Below are 21675 nucleotides of genomic sequence, written 5' to 3'. Positions count from 1 at the left end.
ATAACAAGAACTTCAGCTAACATTCCTCCTCCTCTCCCCCTCTTGCGGGGGAGAGGATGGGTGAGGGGGCCGATGAGCCGCGGCGCGCCGACAGCCAGGGCCCGCAGCCTGCGCGCCACTCAAACCCGCGCTGAGGCCCGCCTCTGGCACGTCCTGCGCGCGCGGCGGCTCGGCGGCTGGAAGTGGCGCCGCCAAGTCCCGGTCGGACCCTACTTCGCCGACTTTCTCTGCATCGAGGCCGCCCTGATCGTCGAACTCGACGGCGGCCAGCATTCAGAAACCACCGCCTATGACGCGCGCCGGACCGCCTATCTCCAGGCCCAGGGATTCCGGGTGATCCGCTTCTGGAATTCGTACATCCTGGAGTTCCGCACCGACGCCTGCGAGGTCATCCTCGCCGCCTGCGGCGGCGAGACCCCCTCACCCGACCTCTCCCCCAGGGGGGGAGAGGAGGACTCCAGGGCCAATCTCCAGCGACCTCCTCCTCTCCCCCTCTTGCGGGGGAGAGGATGGGTGAGGGGCCGTCGAACCGCAACGCGCCGAGGGTCAGCGGCCCCAACGTCATCCTCGCCGCCCCGTGACTCGCGCCCCCAGGCTGCTACCGTCGCCGAACCCTGAACCGAAAGACCCGCTCCATGACGCATCCCCGCCGGGCCGCCCTCGCCGCCGCCCTCGCCCTGGCCGCCGGCCCCGCCCTGGCCCAGCCGTCGCCGGCCATCGTGCGCCAGATGCCCGCCGCCCAGATCGCCCCGCAGATCGTGCGCGGCGTGGTCAAGGTGGCCAAGGTCGACGCCCTGGTGCTGAAGACCAAGGAGGGCAAGGAGGTCACCGTGAACCTGGCGCCCAGCTGGACCGTCTCGGTGATGAAGCCCATCACCGTCGCCGCCATCCAGCCCGGCAGCTTCATCGGCACCGCCGAGATGCCCCAGAAGGACGGCCGCGGGAAATCCCTGGAGGTCCACATCTTCCCGCCCGGCGTGAAGATGGGCGAGGGCCACTACGCCTGGGACCTGAAGAAGGGCTCGATGATGACCAACGGCACCGTGGGCAAGGTGGTGGCCAGCAAGAACGGCCAGGAGCTGGACGTCACCTATTCCTACGGGACCCGCCACATCGTGGTGCCCAAGAACGTCCCCATCGTCCAGATCACGCCGGGCGACCGGACCATGATCAAGGCCGGGGTCTCGGTCTTCCTGGTCGCCCAGTCGAGCGCCAAGGGCCTGGTCACCAACGCCATCTCCACCGGCGAAAAGGGCAAGGCGCCGCCGATGTAGGATAGCCTGGGGGCGGACGCCGGCTCTGGCTTCCGTCACGCCCAAACTCCAGGGACTGGAGGGCCCCGCGCCGCGGAGCCCTCCGTCTGGCCCTAGAGCCGCAGCAGGAAGCTCACCATCAGCTGGTGGGCCGAATAGTTCTGGTCGCGCCACAGATAGTCGTAGCCGCCGCCCACCGACCAGGCGCCGGGGCTCTTGTAGGTGAAGCCCGCCCCGACATTGAAGGTGTCGGGATCGGCCTTCAGGCCGCTGATGGTGAAGGCCGGGCCGCCGCCCTCGAAGGCCGAGGTGTTGGTCATCATCTCCTCGCTCAGCGAATGCAGCCACTTGCCGTGGACCTCGGGCCGGAAGACCCGCGAGCCGGAAAGCGGAATGTCGCGGGAGACCTTCACCCCCAGGCCCGTCTGCAGGAAGTCGTACTGCTGGGCGGCGACCTTCAGGTTGAGCGCGGGGTCGCCGGTCTCGGTATAAGCTTCGGTCCGCAGGTCGGTGTACTGCAGCGTCGCATAGGGGGTGACGACCGTCCGCCCGTCGCCGAGGCGCAGGTGATAGCCCGTCGTCCCGAAGGCGGTGAACTGGCTGCCGCTGTAGTCGGCGACCGCCGTGCTGTCGACGCCGGTGAAGGCCACGTGGCGGAAGCCCGAATAGTTGTCGAAGCCATAGGCGATGGAGCCGTTCACGAACCAGGGGCCCGGGGCGTAACCGACATAGGCCGTCGCCTGGTAGGAGCTGATGTTCCCGTGGCTGCGGGCCGGATTGACCCCGGCGTCGCCGTTGTTGCCGTCGATGGACGACAGGGCGTAGCGCAGGCCGAGGCCGGCCCGGGCGTTCTCGCCGATCGGCGCGTCATAGGCGGCCATGGCCCCGGCGATGCGGGACTCGTTGCCCTCGTAGCCGGCGACGTCGCCCTGGCGGTCGGAGCTGAAGGGGGACCGCTCATATCCGAATCCGGTCATCCACAGGTGCGGACGGCGGTCGTCGTCCACCTGGCAGGCCGAGGCGTCGGCGGCGCGGCGGATCTCCCGGTCGCGCATCTGGCTGTCCTGGCTGCAGGACTGCTGGCCCTCGAGGTGGGAGGCCCAAAGATCCTGGAACCGCTGAGTCGCCCGGAAGGCCACCTGGGGCGAGGCCAGGCTGGCGGTGCCCGGGCCGAGCTGGGCCAGGGCCGCGGCGATCGCCGGGGCGTTGGGCAGCAGGGTGATGGCCGTCAGGACGCCCAGATTGGTCGGGGTCACCGGCAGGGCGTCGATCACCGGGGCGATGACGATGGGCAGCGCCGGGTTGACCGCCGGCGGGACGGGAACCGCGGGCACGCCGGGGACCACGGGAGGCGTCACCACCGGGGCCACCACGTCCACCAGGGGGATCTGGGTGGTGGTGATCCGCACCAGGCCCGCCGTGGTGGGCGCCGCCGAGAAGGCGTAGCGCAGGGTGTTGCTGGTGGCCGTCACCGTGCTGCCCGTGGTGCCGCTGGTGGCGTCGACGATGTTGAAGCTGGTGCCGTTGGCGATCGGTCCGGTGACCGTCACCAGCACCTTCAGGCCGTCGCCGATGGTGGCCGCGCCCACCGGAACGATCTTGCCGTAGAGGGAGGGGCTGAAGATGGTGGTGTTGATGGTGCCGGCGACCGGAATGGCGAAGGCGCCGGCCACGTTCAAGGTGTTGGTGTCGAGGGTGTAGGTCCCCGCCTTCACCTGCCCGGTGATCAGGGCGTTGCCGCCGGTGACCCGCACCAGTTTCAGGCCGCTGGCCGCGCCCACCGCGCCGTCGAAGATGCTGCCGTTGTTGAGGGTCAGGGTGCCGGTGTTGGCGCCGGCGGTGTTGGTCAGCGCCGCCTTGACGGTCTGACCGGCCCCGACATTCAGGAATCCGTCGCCGGCGAAGTCCAGGGTCGAGCCGGTGTTGCTGGTGAAGCCGCGGTTGAAGTTGACCGTGCCGCTGCCCGTCACGGTGAAGGTGGTGGCGTAGACCGGACCGTTGAAGGTCACCGTATTGCCGCCCGCGCCGGCGGCGATGTTGAGGAAGGTCGTGCCCGTCGAGCCGACGAAGCCGGTCACGGTGGAGCTGTTGTTGAAGCGGATATTGGCCGTGTTGGCCGCCGAGCTGGTGATGGCGCCGCCGGCGTCATTGCTGGTGTTGATGTCCTGGTTCCCGACGGTCAGCGTCCCCGGCCCCTGGGTGTCGACCCCGCTCAGCACCCCCACCGGGCTGACCACCCCGGGCAGCACCACCACCTCGCGCGCCACGGCCATCGTCGAAAGGGCCGCGAGCGCCAGGCTCAGCGGCGGAATCAGGAACATGTTTTTCATGGCGGGCCCCTCCAGGGTCCGTAGGCAGTCTTCGATGAGGTCTTGCCGCTGGGTCGCGCGGGCTGCCTGAAAAGCACCGCCGGAGCCTCGCTGTTCGCCAGAAGGCGGAAACGTGGCGCTTCCTAAGCGCCCCGCGCCCACGTCGGTTCCATGGCGTCCTCCAGCACGCTCCGCGACCGGGAACATAACACGAACACACGCTAGGCTTCCTCCTCCTCCTCTCCCCCTCTTGCGGGGGAGAGGATGGGTGAGGGGGCCGTCGAACCGCTAGGCTGACGTGAGCCTATGCTCCGCCGCGGCCACCGCCGCGGCCCCATCGGCCTTGAAGCCTTGCGCGTTCAACGCCTCGCAGAGCGCCGTCAGGCAGACCCGCACGTGCCAGGGGGTGGCCGAGGCGCCCATCAGGCCGATGCGCCAGATCTTGCCCTTCAGGGGGCCGAGGCCCGCCCCCAGCTCCAGGTCCCACTTGGCCAGGACGTGGGCGCGCACGGCGGCCTCGTCGATTCCCTCGGGCACGATCACGGCGTTGAGCTGCGGCAGACGGTGGGCGGGGTCCACCAGGAATTTCAGGCCCGCCGCCTCGATCCCGGCGGCCAGGGCCTCGTGGCTGCGGGCGTGGCGGACCAGCACAGCCTGCTGGCCCTCCTCGAACAGGGCCACCAGGCTTTCATGGAGCCCATACAATGCGTTTATGGGGGCCGTGTGGTGATAGGTGCGGCCGCCCTCGCCGCCCCAGTAGGCCATCAGCAGATTGAAATCCAAGAGCCAGTTGCGGACCTTGGTCTTGCGGCCGGTGATCGCCGCCTGGGCCCGCGGCGACAGGCAGATGGGCGACAGGCCGGGCGGCGCCGAGAGGCACTTCTGGGTGCCGGAATAGATGACGTCGGCGTCCCAGGCCGCGGCGTCCACCACGATGCCGCCGAGCGACGTCACGCAGTCCACCACCGACAGGGCGCCGTACTTGCGGGCGAGGGCGCAGAGGGCGGCGGCGTCGCTCTTCGCGCCGGTCGACGTCTCGGCGTGAACGAAGGCCAGGACCTTGACCGGGCCGCCGGCCATGGCCGCCTCCACCTTGGCCGGATCGACGGGCTGGCCCCATTCGAACTCGACCTTGATCACCTCGGCCCCGGCCCGGTCGGCCATGTCGGCCATGCGGCCGCCGAAGGCGCCGTTGATGGCGATCACCGCCCGGTCGCCGGGCTCCAGCAGGTTCATGATGGCCGCCTCCATCCCGGCGGTGCCCGGCGCCGGCAGCGGCACGCAGGCATAGCCGCCCGCATTGAACAGCCGCGACAGCCCCGCCTTGATCTCCTCCATCAGGTCCTGGAAGGCCGGATCCAGGTGCCCGATGGTGGGTCGCGCGCAGGCCGCCAGCACGCGGGGGCTGACGTCGGAGGGGCCGGGCCCCATCAGGATGCGGCGCGGCGGCTGGAAGCTCTGCATGGAATTCCCCTCGAAACTGGCGGGGGACGATTAGGCCGCGAGGGGCGTCAGCGCAATGTCGGGACGGCCACCTCCTCGCCCCCTTCAGGGGGAGAGGATGGGTGAGGGGGCGCGCAGCAAGGCTGCGCGTCACGACGCCGGAGCAACAACGGAGCTTCAGAAAGAGCCCTCACCCTACCCTCTCCCGCAAGCGGGAGAGGAGGAGCGGCCGCGAGACCTCCGCCCTACCGCAAGATCCGCGCCTCGATCTTGCCGCGCAGCACGCTGTCCACCTCCAGCACCTCCTCCAGATACTGATCGATGCCGCCGTGGCTGGCCTCGATCACCGACAGGCCGTGGTCGAGATAGTCCGGGTGCACGCTCGCCGCCTGCCGCAGGCCGTCGTCGTCCACCAGCTTGCCCGTCAGGTCGAGGATGTAGGTGCGCAGGAAGTCCATCCGCGCGGCCATCCGTTCCTCGTTGTTGGTGGCCAGGTAGTCGGCCAGCGTGTCGTCGCGGTGGACCCCGGCGATGTGGTGGGTGAGCGCGCAGATCAGGCCGGTGCGGTCCTTGCCCGCCGCGCAGTGCACCACCAGGGCGCCGTCCGTCTCCGCGATGGCCCGGAAGTAGCGGCGGAAAAGGTCGACGTGGCGCGGGGCGTGGGGGGCCTCACGGTAGAAGCCGAGACTGTCCTGGCGGAACCACTCGGCGTCCACCCGCTCGGCGGCGGCGATGCCCTCGGCCCAGTCGGTCTCCACGCCTTCGATGTCGTTCTCGATCACCTGGCCGGAAAAGCCCGGCCAGCGCCGCGACGGCTCCCGGTCGCGCTCCCGGCGGCGGCGCAGGTCGACGATGGTGGTGATGCCGAGCTCGGCCATCTTGGCCAGGTCAGCGTCGGTGGCTTGGCCGTGATTGGCCGAGCGGTAGAGGACGCCGGGCTTCAGGCCCCGCCCGCAGACGGTGTCGTAGCCGCCGAAGTCGCGGAAGTTCTCGATGCCTTCGAAGGCGATGTGTCGGGTCATCCGAACCCTCTAACGCCGCAGCCCCACGGAAGGCAATCTTGAGCGGCGCCGATCAATCTTCACCCGTTGGCCGGGCGGTCGCACGGCGCTAGATTTCGGCCCACGGAAGGAGCCCGCCATGCCCAGACGCCCCTGGTTCGCCCCCAAGGTCCTTGGTTACGGCGCCGGCTGGCCGATCGCCTGGCAGGGCTGGGCGGTGCTGGTGGGATTCTTCGCGGGCCTGGCGCTTTGCCTGGCCTACCTCCACGGCCCCGCCCGTCCCCTGGCCATCGCCGCCCTGGTCTGCGTCCTGGTGGTGATCTGCGCCAAGACCACCGACGGCGGCTGGCGCTGGCGGCCCTAGTCGTCGGCGGGGATCTCGTCCGGATCGAGGCCCAGGGCCCGCACCCGCGCCGCCCAGCGTTCCATCGCCGTGTCGTGATAGTCGAAGATGCAGGGAGAACAGCCGCGCCGGCAGCACTCCATCGGGTCGGGGGTCTTGGGCCGCTTGGGCACGGGGGTCTGGTCGGTCATGGTCGGTCAGATATTGGCGCGTGTCGGTCGGCTTGGCGGGCCGGAAAGCCTTGTCGGCCAAGGGGTCGCGGCCAAGCGCGGCCAAACCCGTTTTCCTCCATCCGCGACCACCGACATGTTCAGCGGAACGGCGGCTCGTCGAAGCTCCGCAGCTTGCGCGAATGCAGCCGCGCCCCCTCCTTGCGCAGCAGCGCCATGGTGGCGATGCCGATCTGCAGGTGCTGGCCGATGGCCCGCTCATAGAAGGCGTTGGCCTGGCCCGGCAGCTTGATCTCCCCGTGCAGCGGCTTGTCGGAGACGCACAGCAGGGTCCCGTAGGGCACCCGGAACCGGTAGCCTTGCGCGGCGATGGTGGCGCTCTCCATGTCGATGGCCACGGCCCGGGACTGGTTGAACCGCAGGGCGCTGACCGAGAACCGGAGCTCCCAGTTGCGGTCGTCGGTGGTGACCACCGTCCCGGTCCGCAGCCGCTTCTTCAGCACCTCCCCGGTCTCCCCGGTGACCTGCTCGGCGGCCTTGCCCAGGGCCACCTGGACCTCGGCGATGGGGGGGATCGGGATGGCCGGCGGCAGGACGTCGTCCAGCACGTGGTCGTCCCGCAGATAGGCGTGGGCGAGCACATAGTCGCCGATGGTCTGTGAGCCCCTCAGGCCCCCGCAGTGGCCGATCATCAGCCAGGCCTGGGGCCGCAGCACCGCCAGGTGGTCGGTGATGGTCTTGGCGTTGGAGGGCCCGACCCCGATGTTCACCAGGGTGATCCCGGCGCGGCCCTCGGCCATCAGGTGGTAGGCCGGCATCTGGTGGCGGCGCCAGGGCCCGTCGGCGATCTGCTGCTCGGGGTTCTCGCTCTGCGCGGTCACCAGCACCCGGCCCGAGGCCGAGAGCGCCGTGAACGGCCCGCCCGGAACCTTCAGCTGCTCGCAGCCCCAGCGGACGAACTCGTCCACATAGCGGTGGTAGTTGGTGAACAGGATGTACTGCTGCACGTGCTCGGCCGGCGCCCCGGTGTAGTGGGTCAGGCGGGCCAGCGAGAAGTCGGTCCTCAGGCCGTCGAACAGGGCCAGTGGCCGGGCGTCCTCCAGGGCCGGGCTCCAGAAGCCGTCGGCGATCTCGTCCCCGATGGCCGACAGCTCGGTTGTGGGGAAGTGCCGGGCGATATCGGCCGAGCCGATGTCGGCCATGGCGATGTCCACGGCCCCGTCCAGCACATAGGGGAAGGGCATCTCCTGGGTGGAGCGGCCGACGCTGATCTCCACCTTGAAGTCGGTCAGCAGCAGGGTGATCTGCTCGATCAGGTAGTCGCCGAACAGGTCGGGCCGGGTCACCGTCACTGCGTACTTGCCGGGCGCTGAGAGCCGGGCGTAGGCGCGGCTGAGCCGGGGGAAGCTCTGGCCCGGCGGCCAGGTCAGGCGCAGCTCGGGATAGACGAAGGCGCCGTCGGCGCGGACCGCGGGGTCGGGCGGCGGGCCGCCGGCCAGGAAGATCTTCAGGGCGTCGCGCAGAGCGTCGACGCTCCGCTGGTATTCGGCGTTCAGCTTCGCGACGATCGCGGCCGCCTCGGTGTCAGGGTTCATGACCCAACCTAGCGCAGCCCGGCCAAGGTTTCGAGACACCGCACGCGCCGGTATGGACGCGGGGCCCCATCCCGGCGACAAAGGTCGGCTATCGGTCCTTCGCAAGGGTTTGCCATGAATCGCCTGTTCACCGCCTTCATCGTCGGCGCCATGGTCCTGGGCGTCGCCGTCGGCTGGGCCGTGAACCAGTACGCCAGCCCCGATCAGGCCAAGGCGGTGGCCGACAACCTGTCCATCATCACCGACGTCTTCCTGCGCCTGATCAAGATGATCATCGCCCCCCTGGTCTTCTCGACCCTGGTGGCCGGCATCGCCCACATGGAGGACGCCGCCACCATCGGCCGGGTCGGCGTCAAGGCGCTGGGCTGGTTCATCACCGCCTCGATCGTCTCGCTCACCATCGGGCTGATCATGTCCCACCTGCTGCATCCGGGCTCGGGCCTGGCCCTGCCCAACCCCGACCTGGCGGCCGGCGCGGCGGTGGACATGTCGAAGTTCACCCTGCGGGAGTTCGTCACCCACCTGGTGCCCAAGTCCATCGTCGAGGCCATGGCCAACAACGAGATCCTGCAGATCGTCATCTTCTCAGTCTTCGTCGGCACCGCCGTGGCGGCCATCGACGACCGGGCCCCGGCGGTTCTGGCCCTGGTGGAGCAGATCGCCGCCATCATGCTGAAGGTCACCGGCTATGTGATGAAGACCGCGCCCCTGGCCATCTTCGCCGCCCTGGCCGCCACCATCGCCGTCCAGGGCCTGGACATCCTGGCCACCTATGCCGAGTTCGTCGGCGGCTTCTACCTGTCCCTGGGCATCCTCTGGGCCCTGCTGATCGGGGTGCTGGTCCTGATCGTCGGCCCCCGCGGCCTGAAGCTCGTGGCCGGCATCCGCCAGCCCGCCCTGCTGGCCTTCTCCACCGCCTCCTCGGAGGCCGCCTATCCGCGCACCCTGGAGGAGCTGCAGAAGTGGGGCGTGTCGCGCAAGGTGGCCAGCTTCGTCCTGCCGCTGGGCTACTCGTTCAATCTGGACGGGTCGATGATGTACTGCACCTTCGCCACCCTGTTCATCGCCCAGGCCTACGGGATCGACCTCTCCATCGGCCAGCAGATCACCATGCTGGCCCTGCTGATGGTGACCTCCAAGGGCATGGCCGGCGTGCCGCGGGCCTCCCTGGTGGTGATCGCCGCCACCCTGGCCTATTTCAAGCTGCCGGAGGCCGGTCTGATCCTGATCCTGGCGGTCGACCACCTGCTGGACATGGGCCGCTCGGCCACCAACGTGGTGGGCAATTCCGTGGCCGCCGCCGTGGTCGCCAAGTGGGAGCGCCAGATCGAAAACCCCGAGGCCGAGCCCCAGGCCGCCTAAGCTTGGCCGTTAACGGTCGATTCCGGCCTCGTCGGCCAATATCTCCCCGAAATGAGGATAGCGGGGGACGAGATGTCGGAGGCCAGGGCGCACACACGCCAGTTCGGAGGCGCCCGCCTGGCGCGCCTTGAGGCCGAGACCCTGCTGGCCGCCAAGACCGAGGACCTGCGCCGCGCCACCGAGGAGTTCGAGCGCCTGAGCGCCGCCCTGGGGCGGCGGGTCGACGAGCTGGAGGCCGAACGGGCCCTCACCCTGCACCTGGCCCGCACCGACGGCCTGACCGGCCTGCTCAACCGCGGCGCCTTCACCTCGGCGCTGATCGAACGGCTGGAGGACGCCCACGAGTCGGGGGAGCGGGTGGCCCTCTTCGTCATCGACCTGGACCACTTCAAGCACCTCAACGACACCCTGGGGCACCACGCCGGGGACCTGCTGCTCAACGAGATGGGCACGCGTCTGCGCGGCCAAGCCCGCCATGGCGACCTGGTGGCCCGCCTGGGGGGCGACGAGTTCGCCCTGATCACCGCCGCCCCCGACGTGGCGGCGCGCGCCGAGCAACTCACCACCGCCCTGGCCCAGGCCTACTGGATCTATGGCCGCACCGTCGCCCCCAGCGCCTCGGTGGGGGTCGCGGTCTTCCCCGACAACGCGGTGGACGCCACCGATCTGCAACGCTTCGCCGACATGGCCCTCTACCGCGCCAAGGCCGGGGGCGGACGCCGGTTCTCGATCTTCGACCGCGAAATGCGGGAGGCCAGCGACCGGCGCAACAGCCTGGAAGGCGACCTGCGCCGCGCCATCCCGCAGGGGGAGATCGTCCCCTGGTTCCAGCCGGTGGTGGACGCCCAGGACAGCCGCATCGTCGGCGTCGAGGTGCTGGCCCGCTGGAACCATCCCGAGCAGGGCCTGTTGCTGCCCGGCGTCTTCGTGCCCCTGGCCGAGGAGCTGGGCCTGATCGGCCAGATGGACGCCGCGGTGTTCGCCGCCGCCTGCCAGCGCGCCGCCCCCTGGGTGGCCCAGGGGCTGATCGACACCGTCTCCTGCAACGTCTCACCCCGCGAACTGCTGGACCCGGCCTTCTCCCGCAACCTGATCCGCCGCCTGCGGGCGACCGACCTGCCGGCCACGGCGCTCACCGTGGAGATCACCGAGACCTTCCTGGTGGACGACCTGGACCTGGCGCGGCGCCATATCGAGCGGCTGGCGGCCTGTGGGGTGCGCGTGGCCCTGGACGACTTCGGGACCGGCTATTCCAACCTGCGCGCCCTGATGCAGCTGCCGATCCACACGGTGAAGCTGGACCAGTCCCTGATCGGCGACGTGGGCCGCGATCCCCGGGTCTCCAAGCTGGTGCGCTCCATGCTGCAGGCCGCCACCTCCCTCGACTGCCGCATCGTCGCCGAGGGCGTCGAGGACGAGGGTCAGGCCCTGTTCCTGCGCGCCGCCGGCTGCGACCGCCTGCAGGGCTACCTGTTCGCCCGTCCCATGCCCGCCGAGGCGGTGGAGGCCCGCCTGCTGGAGAGCGCCGCGGCGCGGGTCCCATTGGGGCCGGCGGTCACCCCCATCCCCTTGCGCAACTCGAGATAGCTTGGCGGGGCGGGGCGCGATCCCCATATCCGTGTCGACCTTCCAGGCCGCCACAGGACCCATGCGCAACCACCTTCGAACCTTCGTGCTGCTCGCGGCCCTGACCGCGCTCTTCGTCGGCGTCGGCTATCTGATCGCCGGGCCGAGCGGGATGGCCATCGCCTTCCTGATGGCGGTGACCCTCAACGCCATCAGCTACTGGAACGCCGACAAGATCGTGCTGCGGATGTACGGCGCGACCGAGGTGGACGAGAGCCACCCCGACCGCCTCATCGCCAACTTCGCCGCCGACGTCCACGAGCTGTCGGATCGCGCCGGCCTGCCGCGCCCCAGGGTCTATCTGATCAATTCCGAGCAGCCCAACGCCTTCGCCACCGGCCGCGACCCCGAGCACGCCGCGGTCGCCGCGAACCTGGGCCTGCTGCGCATGCTGGACCGCCGCGAGATCCGCGGCGTGATGGCCCACGAGCTGGCCCATGTGAAGAACCGCGACACGCTCACCATGACGGTGACGGCCACCATCGCCGGGGCCATCTCGGCGCTCGCCAACTTCGCCTTCTTCTTCGGCGGAAACGATCGCGACCGGCCCGGCGGCGTGATCGGGACCATCGCGCTCGCCATCCTCGCCCCAATCGCCGCGGCCCTGGTGCAGATGGCCATCAGCCGCCACCGCGAATACGGCGCCGACGCGGGTGGGGCGGAGATCAGCGGCGATCCCCAGGCGCTCGCCTCGGCCCTGCAGAAGATCGAGGCCTATGCCCGCGGCGGCATGATCAACCACCAGGCCGAGCGCAATCCGGCCACCAGCCACATGTTCATCATCAATCCGCTGTCGGGCCAGGGAGCGGACAATCTGTTCTCCACCCACCCGGCGACCCGGAACCGGGTGGCGGCCCTGATGAAGCTGGCCGAGGGCGGCGGGGCCGCCGTCAGCGGTCCGCGCCGGGCGGGCACGGCGGTTCCGGTGACCCCAGCCGCGCGCGGGCCCTGGAGCTAGCCCTTCACCTCGGTGGTGGGCCGGTCATGGCCGTCCACCTGTTCCTCATGCCACTTGCCGTCCGGGGTCTCGAAGGAGATGGCCGCGTCGGTCCCGGGGACCTTCTGCTCGCGGGCCACCCGGATGGCCGCGGCGCGGGCGGCGTCGTGGCTGGGGAAGGTCTCCGAATAGACCCCGTCGGACCGATAGGCCCAGCCGCCGTCATGCTGGACGATCTCGTAGACAACCTTGCTCATGACCCGCTCCGATGGATTGATCCCGCCGCCTGAACGGCCAAGGTGGCAAGGTCGATCCATAGGGTGAGAAGCGCAAGCGATGGCCGACGAAACCCACGATCCCCAGACCCTGGCCTTCTATGACCGGGAGGCCGCGGCCTATGCCGGGCGTCGGCTGCCCAAGGCCTCGCAGAGGCTGTCGGACTTCCTGGCCGCCCTGCCGGCCGGCGGCGCGGTTCTCGACCTCGGCTGCGGCGGCGGGCAGGACAGCGAGGTGATGCTGGCCCGGGGGTTCGAGGTGACGTCCCTGGACGGATCGGCGGGCCTCGCCCGGATCGCCCAGGCGCGGCTGGGACGACCGGTCCGGGTGCAATTGTTCGAGGATATTGAGGACGAGATGGCCTTCGACGGGGTCTGGGCCAACGCCTCCCTGCTGCATGTGCCCACGCCGGCGCTGCCGCTGGTGCTGGGCCGGGTGCGCCGCGCCCTGAAGCCGGGCGGTCTCTTCCATGCCAGCTACAAGGCCGGCGAGGGCGGCGGCCGCGACACCCTGGGACGCTATTTCAACTTCCCGTCGGAGGCCGAGCTGAGGGCCGCCTATGGCCAGGCGGGATCCTGGACGGACCTCACGATCGGCCAGGCCGCCGGCCACAGCTATGAGCAGGAGGCGCGGACCTGGCTGCACGTCGCCGTGGTCAGGCCCGCCTGAGTCCTATTCGGCGGGCACGTTCTCGCTGCGGCGCGACAGGGACCGGTCGAACTCGGCCCAGACGCCGGCTTCCCCGTGCCATTGGCCCTTGGTGGCGGCCTTGGAATATTCGGTGGAGCGGGCCTCGAAGAAGTTGGCGTGCTCGACCCCCGACAGCATGGACTGCAGCCAGGGCAGCGGATTTTCCTTCACCCCGCCGAACACCTCGGGCAGGTGAAGCTGACGCAGGCGCCAGTCGGCGATGAACCGGATATAGGCCTTGATGTCCTCAGGCGTCATGCCCTGGACCTCGCCGGCCGAGAAGGCCAGGTCGATGAACTTGTCCTCCAGGCCCACCACCGTCTTGCAGCAGTCGATGATGTCGTCGGCGACGCTCTTGGTGACCACGCCGGTCTCGGCGTTGAAGGCGTGGTAGAGCTTGATGATGCCCTCGCAGTGCAGGCTCTCGTCACGCACCGACCAGGAGACGATCTGGCCCATGCCCTTCATCTTGTTGTGGCGCGGGAAGTTCATCAGCATGGCGAAGCTGGCGAACAGCTGCAGGCCCTCGGTGAAGCCGCCGAACATGGCCAAGGTGCGGGCGATGTCGGCGTTGGTGTCGACCCCGAACTTCTGCATGTAGTCGTGCTTGTCGCGCATCTCCTGGTAATCCAGGAAGGCGGTGAACTCAGAGTCGGGCATGCCGATGGTTTCGAGCAGCAGGGCGTAGGCCGCGATGTGGATCGTCTCCATGTTGGAGAAGGCCGACATCATCATCTTCACTTCGGTCGGTTTGAAGACGCGGGAATAGCGCTCCATGTAGTTGTCGTTCACCTCGACGTCCGACTGGGTGAAGAAGCGGAAGATCTGGGTGAGCAGGTTGCGCTCGCGGTCGTTGAGCTTGGTCGCCCAGTCCTTGCAGTCCTCGCCGAGCGGAACCTCCTCGGGCATCCAGTGGACCTGCTGCTGCTTCTTCCAGAACTCGTAGGCCCACGGATAGCGGAAGGGCTTGTAGGCGTAGGACGGGGTGAGCAGGCCGGGCAGGGCGATTTTCGAGGCGGTCACGGGCGGACTTTCCAGCAAGGCGGAATCGACGAACGACGCGTTAGCGGGTTAACTTTAGCCATCGATCCACGACAACATCTAGCGGCGAGTTAACGCAGGCCCCCAAGATGTTGTGAATTGCATGGGGACGGACCAATGGCCGCAGGCCTCACCCTCTATGGCGCACGGGGCTCCGGGGCGGTTCCCGTCGAGGCGGCCCTGACCCTGCTGGAGGTCCCCTACACCCTGATCGACGCCTACACCTGGGACCATGACGACCCGGCCAGCGGCGACCAGGTGTTGAAGGCCAATCCCATGCGCCAGGTTCCCGCCCTGGTGCTGGCCTCCGGCGAGGTGGTCACCGAGAGCGCGGCGATCCTGATCTGGCTGGCCGAGACCTATCCGAAGGCCGGGCTGGCGCCGGCGCCGGGAGATCCGAAGCGGGCCCAGTTCCTGCGCTGGATGAGCTTCGTCTCCTCGGCCGTCTATTCGCTCTACTGGGTCAAGGACGACCCTTCGCGCCTCGTCCCCGACCCGGCGGGTCACGCCGCCCTGGAGACCCGCGTGCTGGACCGCATCGCCGACTGCTGGGGCATGATGGAGCGCCAGGTCACGCCCGGCCGCTATGTCCTGGGCGACGACCTCACCGTGCTGGACCTCTATGTCGCCGCCGTCTCGCGGTTCCGGCCGCGCCGGAAGCGGTTCTACGAGGTGGCGCCGAGGATGGGCGAGGTGGTGCGCCGGGTGGACGACGACCCGCGCCTGCACGCCCTGTGGGCCGAGCGCATGGGCTTCCACGAGGGGTGGGAAGGCTAGGCCTAATGCCGGGGTTTGATGGAGAGCGAGAAGGCGACCATCGAGTCGTCCTTGGTCTCCTGGCCCCAGACCATGTGCTGGCCCTTCACCTCGCGGTGAATGTAGCCGAGCGAGGTCTGCATGGCGCCCTTGCGCCAGCCGACGCCGAGCTGGGCGTCGCCGATCAGGGCGCTGGAGGGGTCGGTGGACCAGCCGGCGCCGTTCCAGTCGCCATTGTTGCGCTGCATGTTCAGGCCCACGGCGCGGCCGCTGGCGGCGGCGAACAGATACCAGCGCCCTTCATTGCCGAAGGCCGCCCCGTCGCGGACGCCCAGGGCGCCCAGCCGCGACTTCAAGCCGTCTGAGGCCTTCTGGCCCAGGGTGAGCATGGCGCCGGCCTCGGCCGAACCGCCGGCGCTGGACATGCCCAGACCCGCGTGGGGCGTCAGCGAGACGTCGTAGCGATCGGTGGCGAAGCTGACCGCATCGGGCCAGTTGCGGGTGAGCGAGATCTCGTAGGCCTGGGCCTCGAACTCGGCGCGGTCGAAATTGACCGGCAGGCCGCCAGGCGCGCGAACAGTCCCGCCCACCGAGAGCCGCAGGGAGTCGACGGCCACGCCGTTGTCGCCCAGCAGCACATTGCTGTTGTCCCAGCGCACCGGGCCGACCCCGGGGCTGTAGGTTTCCCGGTCCAGCAGGTGGGCGATGAGGTCGTCGTCGCGGGGCGAATAGGCCTTGGGATCGAAGGCCGCGTTCATCAGTTGCGCGGCGCCGGATTCAAGGGTGAGCGGTGTCGACTGCGCCGCGGCGTTCGTCGCCACGCACATACCGGTAATGCCCAAGGCGGTGGCCAGCCCAGCCATCGACCTCATGAGGCGATCTCCCCTTGCCGCGTCGTCTGGCGAGCGGCCCGACGACATCCTTCCACGCCCTGAGAAGGACGCAACGGGAAATTCGGTTCCCGTGCTTAACCGCCGCACCCGTCGCTGTTGGAGATTTCCCTGCAAGATCAGCGGCGCGGCTTGATGGAAATGGTCAAGGCCACCATCGAATCGTCGCGATGGTCCCAGCCCATGAGGGTCTGGGCGGCCTTCACCTTGCGCCGCATCCAGGCCAGCGAGGCCTGGACCGAGCCCTTGCGCCAGCCGACCCCGGCCTGGACGTCGCTGACCAGGGCGCTGGCGGCGTCGGTGGAGAGGCCGCGGTTGGACCAGTCGCCGTTGGAGCGCTGGACGTTGAGGCCCACGGCCCGGCCGCTGGCCGCGGCGAACAGGTACCAGCGGCCGCGGTCGCCGAACCGCGCGCCGTCGCTGACCCCCAGGCGGTCCGCCAGGCCCTCGGCCTTGCGGCGCAGGCGGACCATGGCCCCGGCCTCGGCCTCGCCACCGGCGTTGGAGATGCCGACCCCGGCGTGGGGGGTCAGGTCCAGGTCGTACGGGCCGGCGTCCAGCGCCACCAGGGCCGGCCAGCCACGGGTGTAGCTGACCTCATAGGCCTCGGTGTCGGCCGAGACCGCCTGGCCGGGGCGCGGCGGCAGGGCGCCCGGCGTGCGAGCGATCTGGCCGATGGAGATCCGCACGGCGTCCACGGCGCGGGCGGCGGGCCGGGCAATGGCCATTTCGCTCACCTTCCAGCGGGCCACACCCTCGCCGGGAACGTAGGTCTCGGTGGCGAAGGCGGTGGGGGCGTCCAGGGGCGTGCCGGTGACGGCCGGCTGGCGGAAGTCGGGCTCGATCCCCGCCTCCGCCGCCGCGCCGCCGGCGAACTCGGGGGTGGGGGGCCGCACGAAGTCGGCCGCGGCCGTCGCGGCCGGGGCGAAGACCGCAGCCTTCAGGCTGCTCCACTCCTGCTGGACGACCCGGTCGCCCGGGGAGGTCTGGACCGCGGGCGCGGGGAAGACGGCGGCGCCGACCGCGGCCGTGGTGGCCGCGCATCCGATCGTCAAAGCCGTCGCCGCGAGCAGTCGCATAGCCTCTCCGAAAGACCTGCGCCGTTAGGTCGATTAACCTTGTAACGCAGGCCGAGCGACTTGGCGGCTGGGTTCTACTGGCAGGCGAGGCACTCGTCGTAGTCGGTCTTTTCGCTGGGCCCCTGGTCCATCATCACCAGGCCCTCGCCGCCGGCGTGGGCGGCGCGCTGCACCGACTTGGAACGCAGGTAGTAGAGCGACTTGCAGCCGCGCTCCCACGCCTGCCAGTGCAGCATGTGCAGGTCCCATTTGTCGACGTCGCCGGCCAGGAAGATGTTCACCGACTGGGACTGGCAGATGTCGGGCGTGCGGTCGGCGGCCAGTTCCACCACCCAGCGCTGGTCCAGCTCGAAGGCGGTCTTGTAGACGTCCTTCTCGTCGGCGGTGAGGCAGTCCAGGTGCTGGACCGAGCCCTCGTTCTCCAGGATCGTGTCCCAGACCGCCGCGGTGTTCTGGCCCTTCTCCTCGAGCAGGCGCTCCAGATAGGGGTTCTTGACCGCGAAGGTCCCCGACAGGGTCTTGTGGCTGTAGATGTTGGCCGGGATCGGCTCGATGCCGGCGCTGGTGCCGCCGCAGATGATCGAGATCGAGGCGGTCGGCGCGATGGCCAGCTTGTGGCTGAAGCGCTCCATGACGCCCATGTCGGCGGCGTCCGGGCAGGGGCCGCGCTCGGCGGCGAGCGTCCGGGAAGCCGCGTCGCACTGGCGGCGCAGGTGCTTGAAGAGGCGCATGTTCCAGGACTTGGCCAGCGCGCTCTCGAAGGGCACGTTCTGGGCCTGCAGGAACGAGTGGAAGCCCATCAGGCCCAGGCCCACCGACCGCTCGCGGATCGCGGCGTAGACGGCGTTCTTCATCTCCGGCGGGGCGCGGGTGATGAAGTCCTGCAGGACGTTGTCGAGGAAGCGCATGACGTCCTCGATGAAGGTCGGGTGGTCGCGCCATTCCATGAACTTCTCGGCGTTGACCGAGGAGAGGCAGCAGACCGCGGTGCGCTCGGCGCCCAGGTGGTCGGGGCCGGTATGCAGCATGATCTCCGAGCACAGGTTCGACTGCCGGACCTTGAGGCCCAGGTCGCGCTGATGCTGCGGCATGGAGCGGTTCACGGTGTCGGAGAAGATCAGGTAGGGCTCGCCGGTCTGCAGGCGGATCTCGAGGATCTTCTGCCACAGGGTGCGGGCGTCGACCTCCTTGACCACGTCGCCGGTCTTGGGCGAGCGCAGGCCGAACATCTCTCCGTCGCGGACGGCCTCCATGAAGGCGTCGCTGATGGAGATGCCGTGGTGCAGGTTCAGGGACTTGCGGTTGAAGTCGCCCGAGGGTTTGCGGATCTCGAGGAACTCCTCGATCTCCGGATGGTGGATGTCCAGATAGACCGCCGCCGAGCCGCGGCGCAGGGAGCCCTGGCTGATGGCCAGGGTCAGGCTGTCCATCACGCGGATGAAGGGGATGATGCCGCTGGTCTGGCCGGCGCCCTTCACCTTCTCGCCGATGGAGCGGACGCCGCCCCAATAGGTGCCGATGCCGCCGCCGTTGGAGGCCAGCGCCACGTTCTCGTTCCAGACGCTCTGGATGCCGTCGAGCGAATCGCCGACCGCGTTCAGGAAGCAGGAGATCGGCAGGCCGCGATCGGCGCCGCCATTGGACAGCACCGGGGTGGCCGGCATGAACCAGAGGTTGGAGATGTAGTCATAGACCCGCTGGGCGTGGTCGGCGTCGTCGGCATAGGCCGTGGCGACCCGGGCGAACATGTCCTGATAGGACTCGCCCTGCAGCAGGTAGCGGTCCTCCAGGGTGGTCTTGCCGAAGTCGGTCAGCAGGGCGTCCCGCGACCGGTCGACCACGACCTTGCGGACCAGTTGCAGCTGCGGTCGATCGGCCCGTTCCGGGGCCGCCGTGTTGGCTTCCGAAACCGTCCGCAATACCGCTTCGCTGCTGCTCATGACCCAAAATCCATAACTATCAGGCGCTTCCGTCTAGAACCGCCCCAACGCGGCAAGCCCTACATCTAGTGGTCGCCCAACCCCAGATACGCATCATATGGGGGCATGAAGCCTAATGACTCGTCAACGGGGGGAATGGACGCGTCCCCAGGCTTTTTCGTTAACGAGGTCTTAACGTGGCTCTCCGGGGGTTGATCGACAAGGCTTTCCGGGGCGTCGGACAGGCGCCGCTCACGACAGTGTGACAAAACATCTCGCCCGCCGCGCGGGCAGTTTCACCTTGCGCCCGTGGAGCCGCCGCCCTATCCCCACGGCGTCACTGGGGAGTAGCCGCCTGCGGTTCCAGCAGGGGGCGCGTCAACAGACTTGTGCGGGGCCGAAAGGTCCCAAGCATGGCGCGTCCGGCATCGAGCTTGGCGAGACCTTTGGCTTTCGTGCGCTGATCTTTTGCGGGGTCGGCGGCGCGGAAAGCCATTGGTATGCGCCTGACCCCGCCCGGACGCTCGATTCATGGAAGCCTTCCTCGTCTCCACCGGCCTCGTGGCCATCGCCGAGATCGGCGACAAGACCATGCTGCTGGCCATCCTGCTGGCCGCGCGGTTCCGCAAGCCGGTTCCGATCCTGCTGGGGATCTTCTTCGCCACCATCGCCAACCACGCCCTGGCCGCCTCCATCGGCTCGGTGGCCGGCGCCTTCTTCGACGGGCCCTGGATGAAGTGGGTCCTGGGCCTGGCCTTCATCGCCTTCGCCGGCTGGGCGCTGATTCCCGACACCTTCGAGGACAAGGACGCGCCGCGCGAGCGGGCCGGGTCCTCGGTCTTCTGGACCACCCTGGTGGCCTTCTTCTTCGTGGAGATGGGGGACAAGACCCAGGTGGCCACCGTCGCCCTGGGCGCGCGCTTCCATGAGGTGGCCCTGGTGGCGGCCGGCACCACGGTGGGCATGATGCTGGCCAACACCCCGGCGGTGTTCCTGGGCGACGCAGCCGCCACCAAGCTGCCCCTGACGGCCATCCGCTGGGCCGCGGCGGCCTCCTTCGCCGCCATCGGCCTGTGGATCCTGATCTGGGGCTAGAGCGCGTCAGGGTTAGGTGGAAGCCGGTTAACCCGTCCGACGCGCTCTACACTTTTGAATTAGAGCCTCGGGTCAGATGACTCCATCTGACCCGAGGCTCTAACCCTTCACCAGGGGCCAGAACAGGGCGATCAGCGGCGTGCCGGCCACCAAGACCAGCAGGGTCAGCGGCGCCCCCAGCCGGGGGTAGTCGCTGAACCTGTAGCCCCCCGGCCCCATCACCAGGGTGTTGCACTGATGGCCGATGGGGGTGAGGAAGTCGCAGGCCGCGCCCACCGCGACGGCCATCAGGAAGGGGTCGGGATTGAGCCCCAGCTTGAGGGCCAGGGCCGCCCCCACCGGGGCCACGATCAGCACGGTGGCGGCGTTGTTCAGGAACGGCGTGGCGGCCATGGCCACGGCCATGATGGCCGCCAGAGCCAGCATGGGCGCCTGGCCGCGGAACAGCGCCGAGAGCCAGGCCCCGATCAGATCGGCCCCGCCGGTGGTCTGGATCGCCTCCGACACCGGGATCAGGGCGGCGATCAGCACCAGGACCGGACCGTCCAGGGCCGAATAGGCCTCCCGCATGCGGATCGAGCCGATGGCGATCATCACCACGGCGGCCCCGAAGAAGGCGATGGCCACAGGAACCACCTGGAAGGCCACCAGGACCATGGCGGCCGCCAGGATGACCGCGGGCGCCAGGGCGTGCCGAATGCCGCCCAGCCTCACCTCCCGCTCGGCCAGGGGCAGGAGACCCAGCGCGGTCAGGGCGGCGGGCAGGGTCCGTTCCCCGCCCTGCAGGACGATGACGTCGCCGCGGCGCAGGCGCACCCGGTTGAGGTGCTGGCTGAGCCGGAAGCCCGAGCGGCTGACCGCCAGCAGATTGACGCCGTGCTGGCCGTGCAGGTCGAAGCGCTGGGCGGTCTCGCCGATCAGCCCGGACTCCGCGCCCACCACGGCCTCGATGACCCGCACCTCCTCGGTGGGCTCCTCCATGGAGAGCGGCTTGTCGGCCCGGGTCAGGCGAAGCTTGGCCCGGGTGATCAGGTCGTCCAGCCCCTGGGGATCGCCCTCCAGCAGCAGGGTGTCGCCGGGCAGGACCTTGGTGTTCGGATGGGGCTGGGACTTGCGTTTGCCGCCCCGAAGCAGGGCCATGACCCGCACCTCCTGGTGCGCCATGGCGTGCAGGTCGAGGACGCGGTTCTTCTCGAAGGTCCAGTCCTCGGGAACCTGGACCTCGGTGAAATAGGCGTTGGCCGCCAGGGCCGCGTCGATATTGGTGGCCGGGGTCCGGCCCTTGGGCAGGATTTTGTAGGCGAAGGACAGGAACAGGACGCCCATGGCCGCCAGGGCCAAACCGACGGGGGCATAGTCGTACATGCCGAAGGGCTTGCCCAGGATCTGCTCGCGCACCTGGGAGACGATGATGTTGGGCGCCGTCCCCACCAGGGTCACCAGCCCGCCCAGCAGGGCCCCGAAGGACATGGGCATCAGCAGCCGGCCTGGAGAGGTCGCGGTCCGCCGCGCCACCTGCAGGGCCACCGGCATCATGATGGCCAGGGCCCCCACGTTCTTGGTGGTCATGGAGAGCAGGGTGACCGCCGCCGTCAGCACCGGGACCTGGCTGCGCTCGGTCTTCAGGCGCGGCAGCAGGGGGCGCAGCAGGGCCTCGATGATACCGGAGCGGGCGAAAGCGGCGCTCACCACCAGGGCGCTGGCGATGATGACGGTGATGTCGTTGGAGAAGCCGTCGAAGGCGCTCTTGGCCGGCACCACCCCCAGCAGCACGCCGGCCAGCAGCGCGACCAGCGCGATCAGGTCGTAGCGGAACCGCCCCCAGATGAAGGCGCCGATGGTGACGGCGATCAGGCCGAAGGCCAGCGCCTGTTGGTGTGTCATGCCTTA

Annotated in this window: 20 protein-coding genes and 1 riboswitch; of the genes, 9 read left to right on the top strand and 11 right to left on the bottom strand. The window is 69.3% G+C overall.

Annotated elements, in window-relative coordinates:
• The first annotated feature begins 72 nt into the window (after positions 1-72).
• Together ACO06I_RS18720 and ACO06I_RS18715 are read left to right on the top strand one after the other, a co-directional pair.
• Positions 73-618, top strand: a complete 546-nt coding sequence (locus tag ACO06I_RS18720; protein ID WP_421934136.1) for an endonuclease domain-containing protein — start codon at positions 73-75, stop codon at positions 616-618.
• A 17-nt stretch (positions 619-635) separates the two neighbouring features.
• On the top strand, positions 636-1274 hold the full coding sequence (locus tag ACO06I_RS18715) for a hypothetical protein (protein WP_421934135.1): 639 nt from the start codon (positions 636-638) through the stop codon (positions 1272-1274).
• Positions 1275-1366: 92 nt separating this feature from the next.
• Here ACO06I_RS18715 and ACO06I_RS18710 read toward each other — a convergent pair whose 3' ends face one another.
• From ACO06I_RS18710 to ACO06I_RS18700, 3 genes are all read right to left on the bottom strand, one after another.
• On the bottom strand, positions 1367-3583 hold the full coding sequence (locus tag ACO06I_RS18710; RefSeq protein WP_421934134.1) for an autotransporter domain-containing protein: 2217 nt from the start codon (positions 3581-3583) through the stop codon (positions 1367-1369).
• 267 nt (positions 3584-3850) lie between these two features.
• Positions 3851-5026 (bottom strand): pyridoxal-phosphate-dependent aminotransferase family protein, encoded by a 1176-nt coding sequence (locus ACO06I_RS18705; RefSeq protein WP_421934133.1) that lies wholly within the window; start codon positions 5024-5026, stop codon positions 3851-3853.
• A 224-nt stretch (positions 5027-5250) separates the two neighbouring features.
• Positions 5251-6027, bottom strand: a complete 777-nt coding sequence (locus ACO06I_RS18700) for a tyrosine-protein phosphatase (RefSeq protein ID WP_421934132.1) — start codon at positions 6025-6027, stop codon at positions 5251-5253.
• 118 nt (positions 6028-6145) lie between these two features.
• On the opposite strand from ACO06I_RS18700, the gene ACO06I_RS18695 reads away from it, so the two are divergent.
• On the top strand, positions 6146-6370 hold the full coding sequence (locus ACO06I_RS18695; RefSeq protein WP_421934131.1) for a hypothetical protein: 225 nt from the start codon (positions 6146-6148) through the stop codon (positions 6368-6370).
• Here the strand turns inward: ACO06I_RS18695 and ACO06I_RS18690 are convergent.
• Both ACO06I_RS18690 and ACO06I_RS18685 read right to left on the bottom strand, forming a co-directional pair.
• Positions 6367-6540, bottom strand: a complete 174-nt coding sequence (locus ACO06I_RS18690; protein ID WP_421934130.1) for an oxidoreductase-like domain-containing protein — start codon at positions 6538-6540, stop codon at positions 6367-6369. The two genes, ACO06I_RS18695 and ACO06I_RS18690, sit on opposite strands and share 4 nt — an antisense overlap.
• Positions 6541-6659: 119 nt before the next feature.
• On the bottom strand, positions 6660-8114 hold the full coding sequence (locus ACO06I_RS18685) for an AMP nucleosidase (RefSeq protein WP_421934129.1): 1455 nt from the start codon (positions 8112-8114) through the stop codon (positions 6660-6662).
• A 114-nt stretch (positions 8115-8228) separates the two neighbouring features.
• Between ACO06I_RS18685 and ACO06I_RS18680 the strand changes: the two genes are divergently transcribed.
• The 3 genes from ACO06I_RS18680 (at position 8229) to htpX (ending at position 12060) form a co-directional block, all read left to right on the top strand.
• Positions 8229-9476, top strand: coding sequence for a dicarboxylate/amino acid:cation symporter (locus ACO06I_RS18680; RefSeq protein ID WP_421934128.1), 1248 nt, complete (start codon positions 8229-8231; stop codon positions 9474-9476).
• 72 nt (positions 9477-9548) lie between these two features.
• Positions 9549-11063 carry a putative bifunctional diguanylate cyclase/phosphodiesterase gene (locus ACO06I_RS18675; RefSeq protein ID WP_421934127.1) on the top strand — a complete coding sequence of 505 codons (1515 nt, stop codon included), beginning with the start codon at positions 9549-9551 and terminating at the stop codon, positions 11061-11063.
• Positions 11064-11124: 61 nt separating this feature from the next.
• Positions 11125-12060 (top strand): zinc metalloprotease HtpX, encoded by a 936-nt coding sequence (htpX, locus tag ACO06I_RS18670; protein ID WP_421934126.1) that lies wholly within the window; start codon positions 11125-11127, stop codon positions 12058-12060.
• On the opposite strand, the gene ACO06I_RS18665 is transcribed toward htpX, so the two are convergent.
• The gene (locus tag ACO06I_RS18665) at positions 12057-12296 is read right to left on the bottom strand and encodes a DUF2188 domain-containing protein (RefSeq protein WP_421934125.1); all 240 of its coding nucleotides are present in this window, start codon (positions 12294-12296) and stop codon (positions 12057-12059) included. The genes htpX and ACO06I_RS18665 overlap by 4 nt on opposite strands.
• Positions 12297-12375: 79 nt before the next feature.
• Between ACO06I_RS18665 and ACO06I_RS18660 the strand changes: the two genes are divergently transcribed.
• Positions 12376-12984 (top strand): class I SAM-dependent methyltransferase, encoded by a 609-nt coding sequence (locus ACO06I_RS18660; RefSeq protein WP_421934124.1) that lies wholly within the window; start codon positions 12376-12378, stop codon positions 12982-12984.
• A 3-nt stretch (positions 12985-12987) separates the two neighbouring features.
• Here ACO06I_RS18660 and ACO06I_RS18655 read toward each other — a convergent pair whose 3' ends face one another.
• Complete coding sequence (locus tag ACO06I_RS18655; RefSeq protein ID WP_421934123.1) at positions 12988-14028, bottom strand: ribonucleotide-diphosphate reductase subunit beta; 1041 nt, start codon at positions 14026-14028, stop codon at positions 12988-12990.
• A 135-nt stretch (positions 14029-14163) separates the two neighbouring features.
• On the opposite strand from ACO06I_RS18655, the gene ACO06I_RS18650 reads away from it, so the two are divergent.
• The gene (locus ACO06I_RS18650) at positions 14164-14823 is read left to right on the top strand and encodes a glutathione S-transferase family protein (protein ID WP_421934122.1); all 660 of its coding nucleotides are present in this window, start codon (positions 14164-14166) and stop codon (positions 14821-14823) included.
• A 2-nt stretch (positions 14824-14825) separates the two neighbouring features.
• On the opposite strand, the gene ACO06I_RS18645 is transcribed toward ACO06I_RS18650, so the two are convergent.
• The 3 genes from ACO06I_RS18645 to ACO06I_RS18635 form a co-directional block, all read right to left on the bottom strand.
• Complete coding sequence (locus ACO06I_RS18645) at positions 14826-15674, bottom strand: DUF2219 domain-containing protein (protein WP_421934121.1); 849 nt, start codon at positions 15672-15674, stop codon at positions 14826-14828.
• 137 nt (positions 15675-15811) lie between these two features.
• On the bottom strand, positions 15812-16771 hold the full coding sequence (locus tag ACO06I_RS18640) for a lipid A-modifier LpxR family protein (protein WP_421934120.1): 960 nt from the start codon (positions 16769-16771) through the stop codon (positions 15812-15814).
• A 74-nt stretch (positions 16772-16845) separates the two neighbouring features.
• Entirely contained in the window at positions 16846-18711 is a 1866-nt protein-coding gene (locus tag ACO06I_RS18635; protein ID WP_421934119.1) for a ribonucleoside-diphosphate reductase subunit alpha, read from the bottom strand.
• Between the two features lie 309 nt (positions 18712-19020).
• Positions 19021-19206: riboswitch (yybP-ykoY riboswitch) on the top strand.
• A 15-nt stretch (positions 19207-19221) separates the two neighbouring features.
• On the opposite strand from ACO06I_RS18635, the gene ACO06I_RS18630 reads away from it, so the two are divergent.
• Positions 19222-19785, top strand: a complete 564-nt coding sequence (locus ACO06I_RS18630) for a TMEM165/GDT1 family protein (RefSeq protein WP_421934118.1) — start codon at positions 19222-19224, stop codon at positions 19783-19785.
• A gap of 99 nt (positions 19786-19884) precedes the next feature.
• Here ACO06I_RS18630 and ACO06I_RS18625 read toward each other — a convergent pair whose 3' ends face one another.
• Positions 19885-21669 (bottom strand): SLC13 family permease, encoded by a 1785-nt coding sequence (locus ACO06I_RS18625; protein WP_421934117.1) that lies wholly within the window; start codon positions 21667-21669, stop codon positions 19885-19887.
• Positions 21670-21675: the final 6 nt, after the last annotated feature.

This window comes from Phenylobacterium sp. (assembly GCF_965229015.1).
In the GTDB taxonomy this organism is placed as follows: Bacteria; Pseudomonadota; Alphaproteobacteria; order Caulobacterales; family Caulobacteraceae; genus Phenylobacterium.
The sequence above is the reverse complement of the archived record's forward strand: the minus strand, read 5'-3'. Positions and strand labels throughout refer to the sequence as shown.

Excerpts from the sequence above, each read along its gene's own strand:
- ACO06I_RS18625 (WP_421934117.1), bottom strand. The coding sequence starts at position 21,669 with ATGACACACCAACAGGCGCTGGCCTTCGGCCTGATCGCCGTCACCATC.
- ACO06I_RS18705 (WP_421934133.1), bottom strand. The coding sequence starts at position 5,026 with ATGCAGAGCTTCCAGCCGCCGCGCCGCATCCTGATGGGGCCCGGCCCC.
- ACO06I_RS18665 (WP_421934125.1), bottom strand. The coding sequence starts at position 12,296 with ATGAGCAAGGTTGTCTACGAGATCGTCCAGCATGACGGCGGCTGGGCC.
- ACO06I_RS18680 (WP_421934128.1), top strand. The coding sequence starts at position 8,229 with ATGAATCGCCTGTTCACCGCCTTCATCGTCGGCGCCATGGTCCTGGGC.
- ACO06I_RS18690 (WP_421934130.1), bottom strand. The coding sequence starts at position 6,540 with ATGACCGACCAGACCCCCGTGCCCAAGCGGCCCAAGACCCCCGACCCG.
- ACO06I_RS18645 (WP_421934121.1), bottom strand. The coding sequence starts at position 15,674 with ATGAGGTCGATGGCTGGGCTGGCCACCGCCTTGGGCATTACCGGTATG.
- ACO06I_RS18720 (WP_421934136.1), top strand. The coding sequence starts at position 73 with ATGAGCCGCGGCGCGCCGACAGCCAGGGCCCGCAGCCTGCGCGCCACT.
- ACO06I_RS18675 (WP_421934127.1), top strand. The coding sequence starts at position 9,549 with ATGTCGGAGGCCAGGGCGCACACACGCCAGTTCGGAGGCGCCCGCCTG.
- ACO06I_RS18650 (WP_421934122.1), top strand. The coding sequence starts at position 14,164 with ATGGCCGCAGGCCTCACCCTCTATGGCGCACGGGGCTCCGGGGCGGTT.
- htpX (WP_421934126.1), top strand. The coding sequence starts at position 11,125 with ATGCGCAACCACCTTCGAACCTTCGTGCTGCTCGCGGCCCTGACCGCG.
- ACO06I_RS18710 (WP_421934134.1), bottom strand. The coding sequence starts at position 3,583 with ATGAAAAACATGTTCCTGATTCCGCCGCTGAGCCTGGCGCTCGCGGCC.
- ACO06I_RS18630 (WP_421934118.1), top strand. The coding sequence starts at position 19,222 with ATGGAAGCCTTCCTCGTCTCCACCGGCCTCGTGGCCATCGCCGAGATC.
- ACO06I_RS18695 (WP_421934131.1), top strand. The coding sequence starts at position 6,146 with ATGCCCAGACGCCCCTGGTTCGCCCCCAAGGTCCTTGGTTACGGCGCC.
- ACO06I_RS18660 (WP_421934124.1), top strand. The coding sequence starts at position 12,376 with ATGGCCGACGAAACCCACGATCCCCAGACCCTGGCCTTCTATGACCGG.
- ACO06I_RS18640 (WP_421934120.1), bottom strand. The coding sequence starts at position 16,771 with ATGCGACTGCTCGCGGCGACGGCTTTGACGATCGGATGCGCGGCCACC.
- ACO06I_RS18715 (WP_421934135.1), top strand. The coding sequence starts at position 636 with ATGACGCATCCCCGCCGGGCCGCCCTCGCCGCCGCCCTCGCCCTGGCC.
- ACO06I_RS18685 (WP_421934129.1), bottom strand. The coding sequence starts at position 8,114 with ATGAACCCTGACACCGAGGCGGCCGCGATCGTCGCGAAGCTGAACGCC.
- ACO06I_RS18635 (WP_421934119.1), bottom strand. The coding sequence starts at position 18,711 with ATGAGCAGCAGCGAAGCGGTATTGCGGACGGTTTCGGAAGCCAACACG.
- ACO06I_RS18700 (WP_421934132.1), bottom strand. The coding sequence starts at position 6,027 with ATGACCCGACACATCGCCTTCGAAGGCATCGAGAACTTCCGCGACTTC.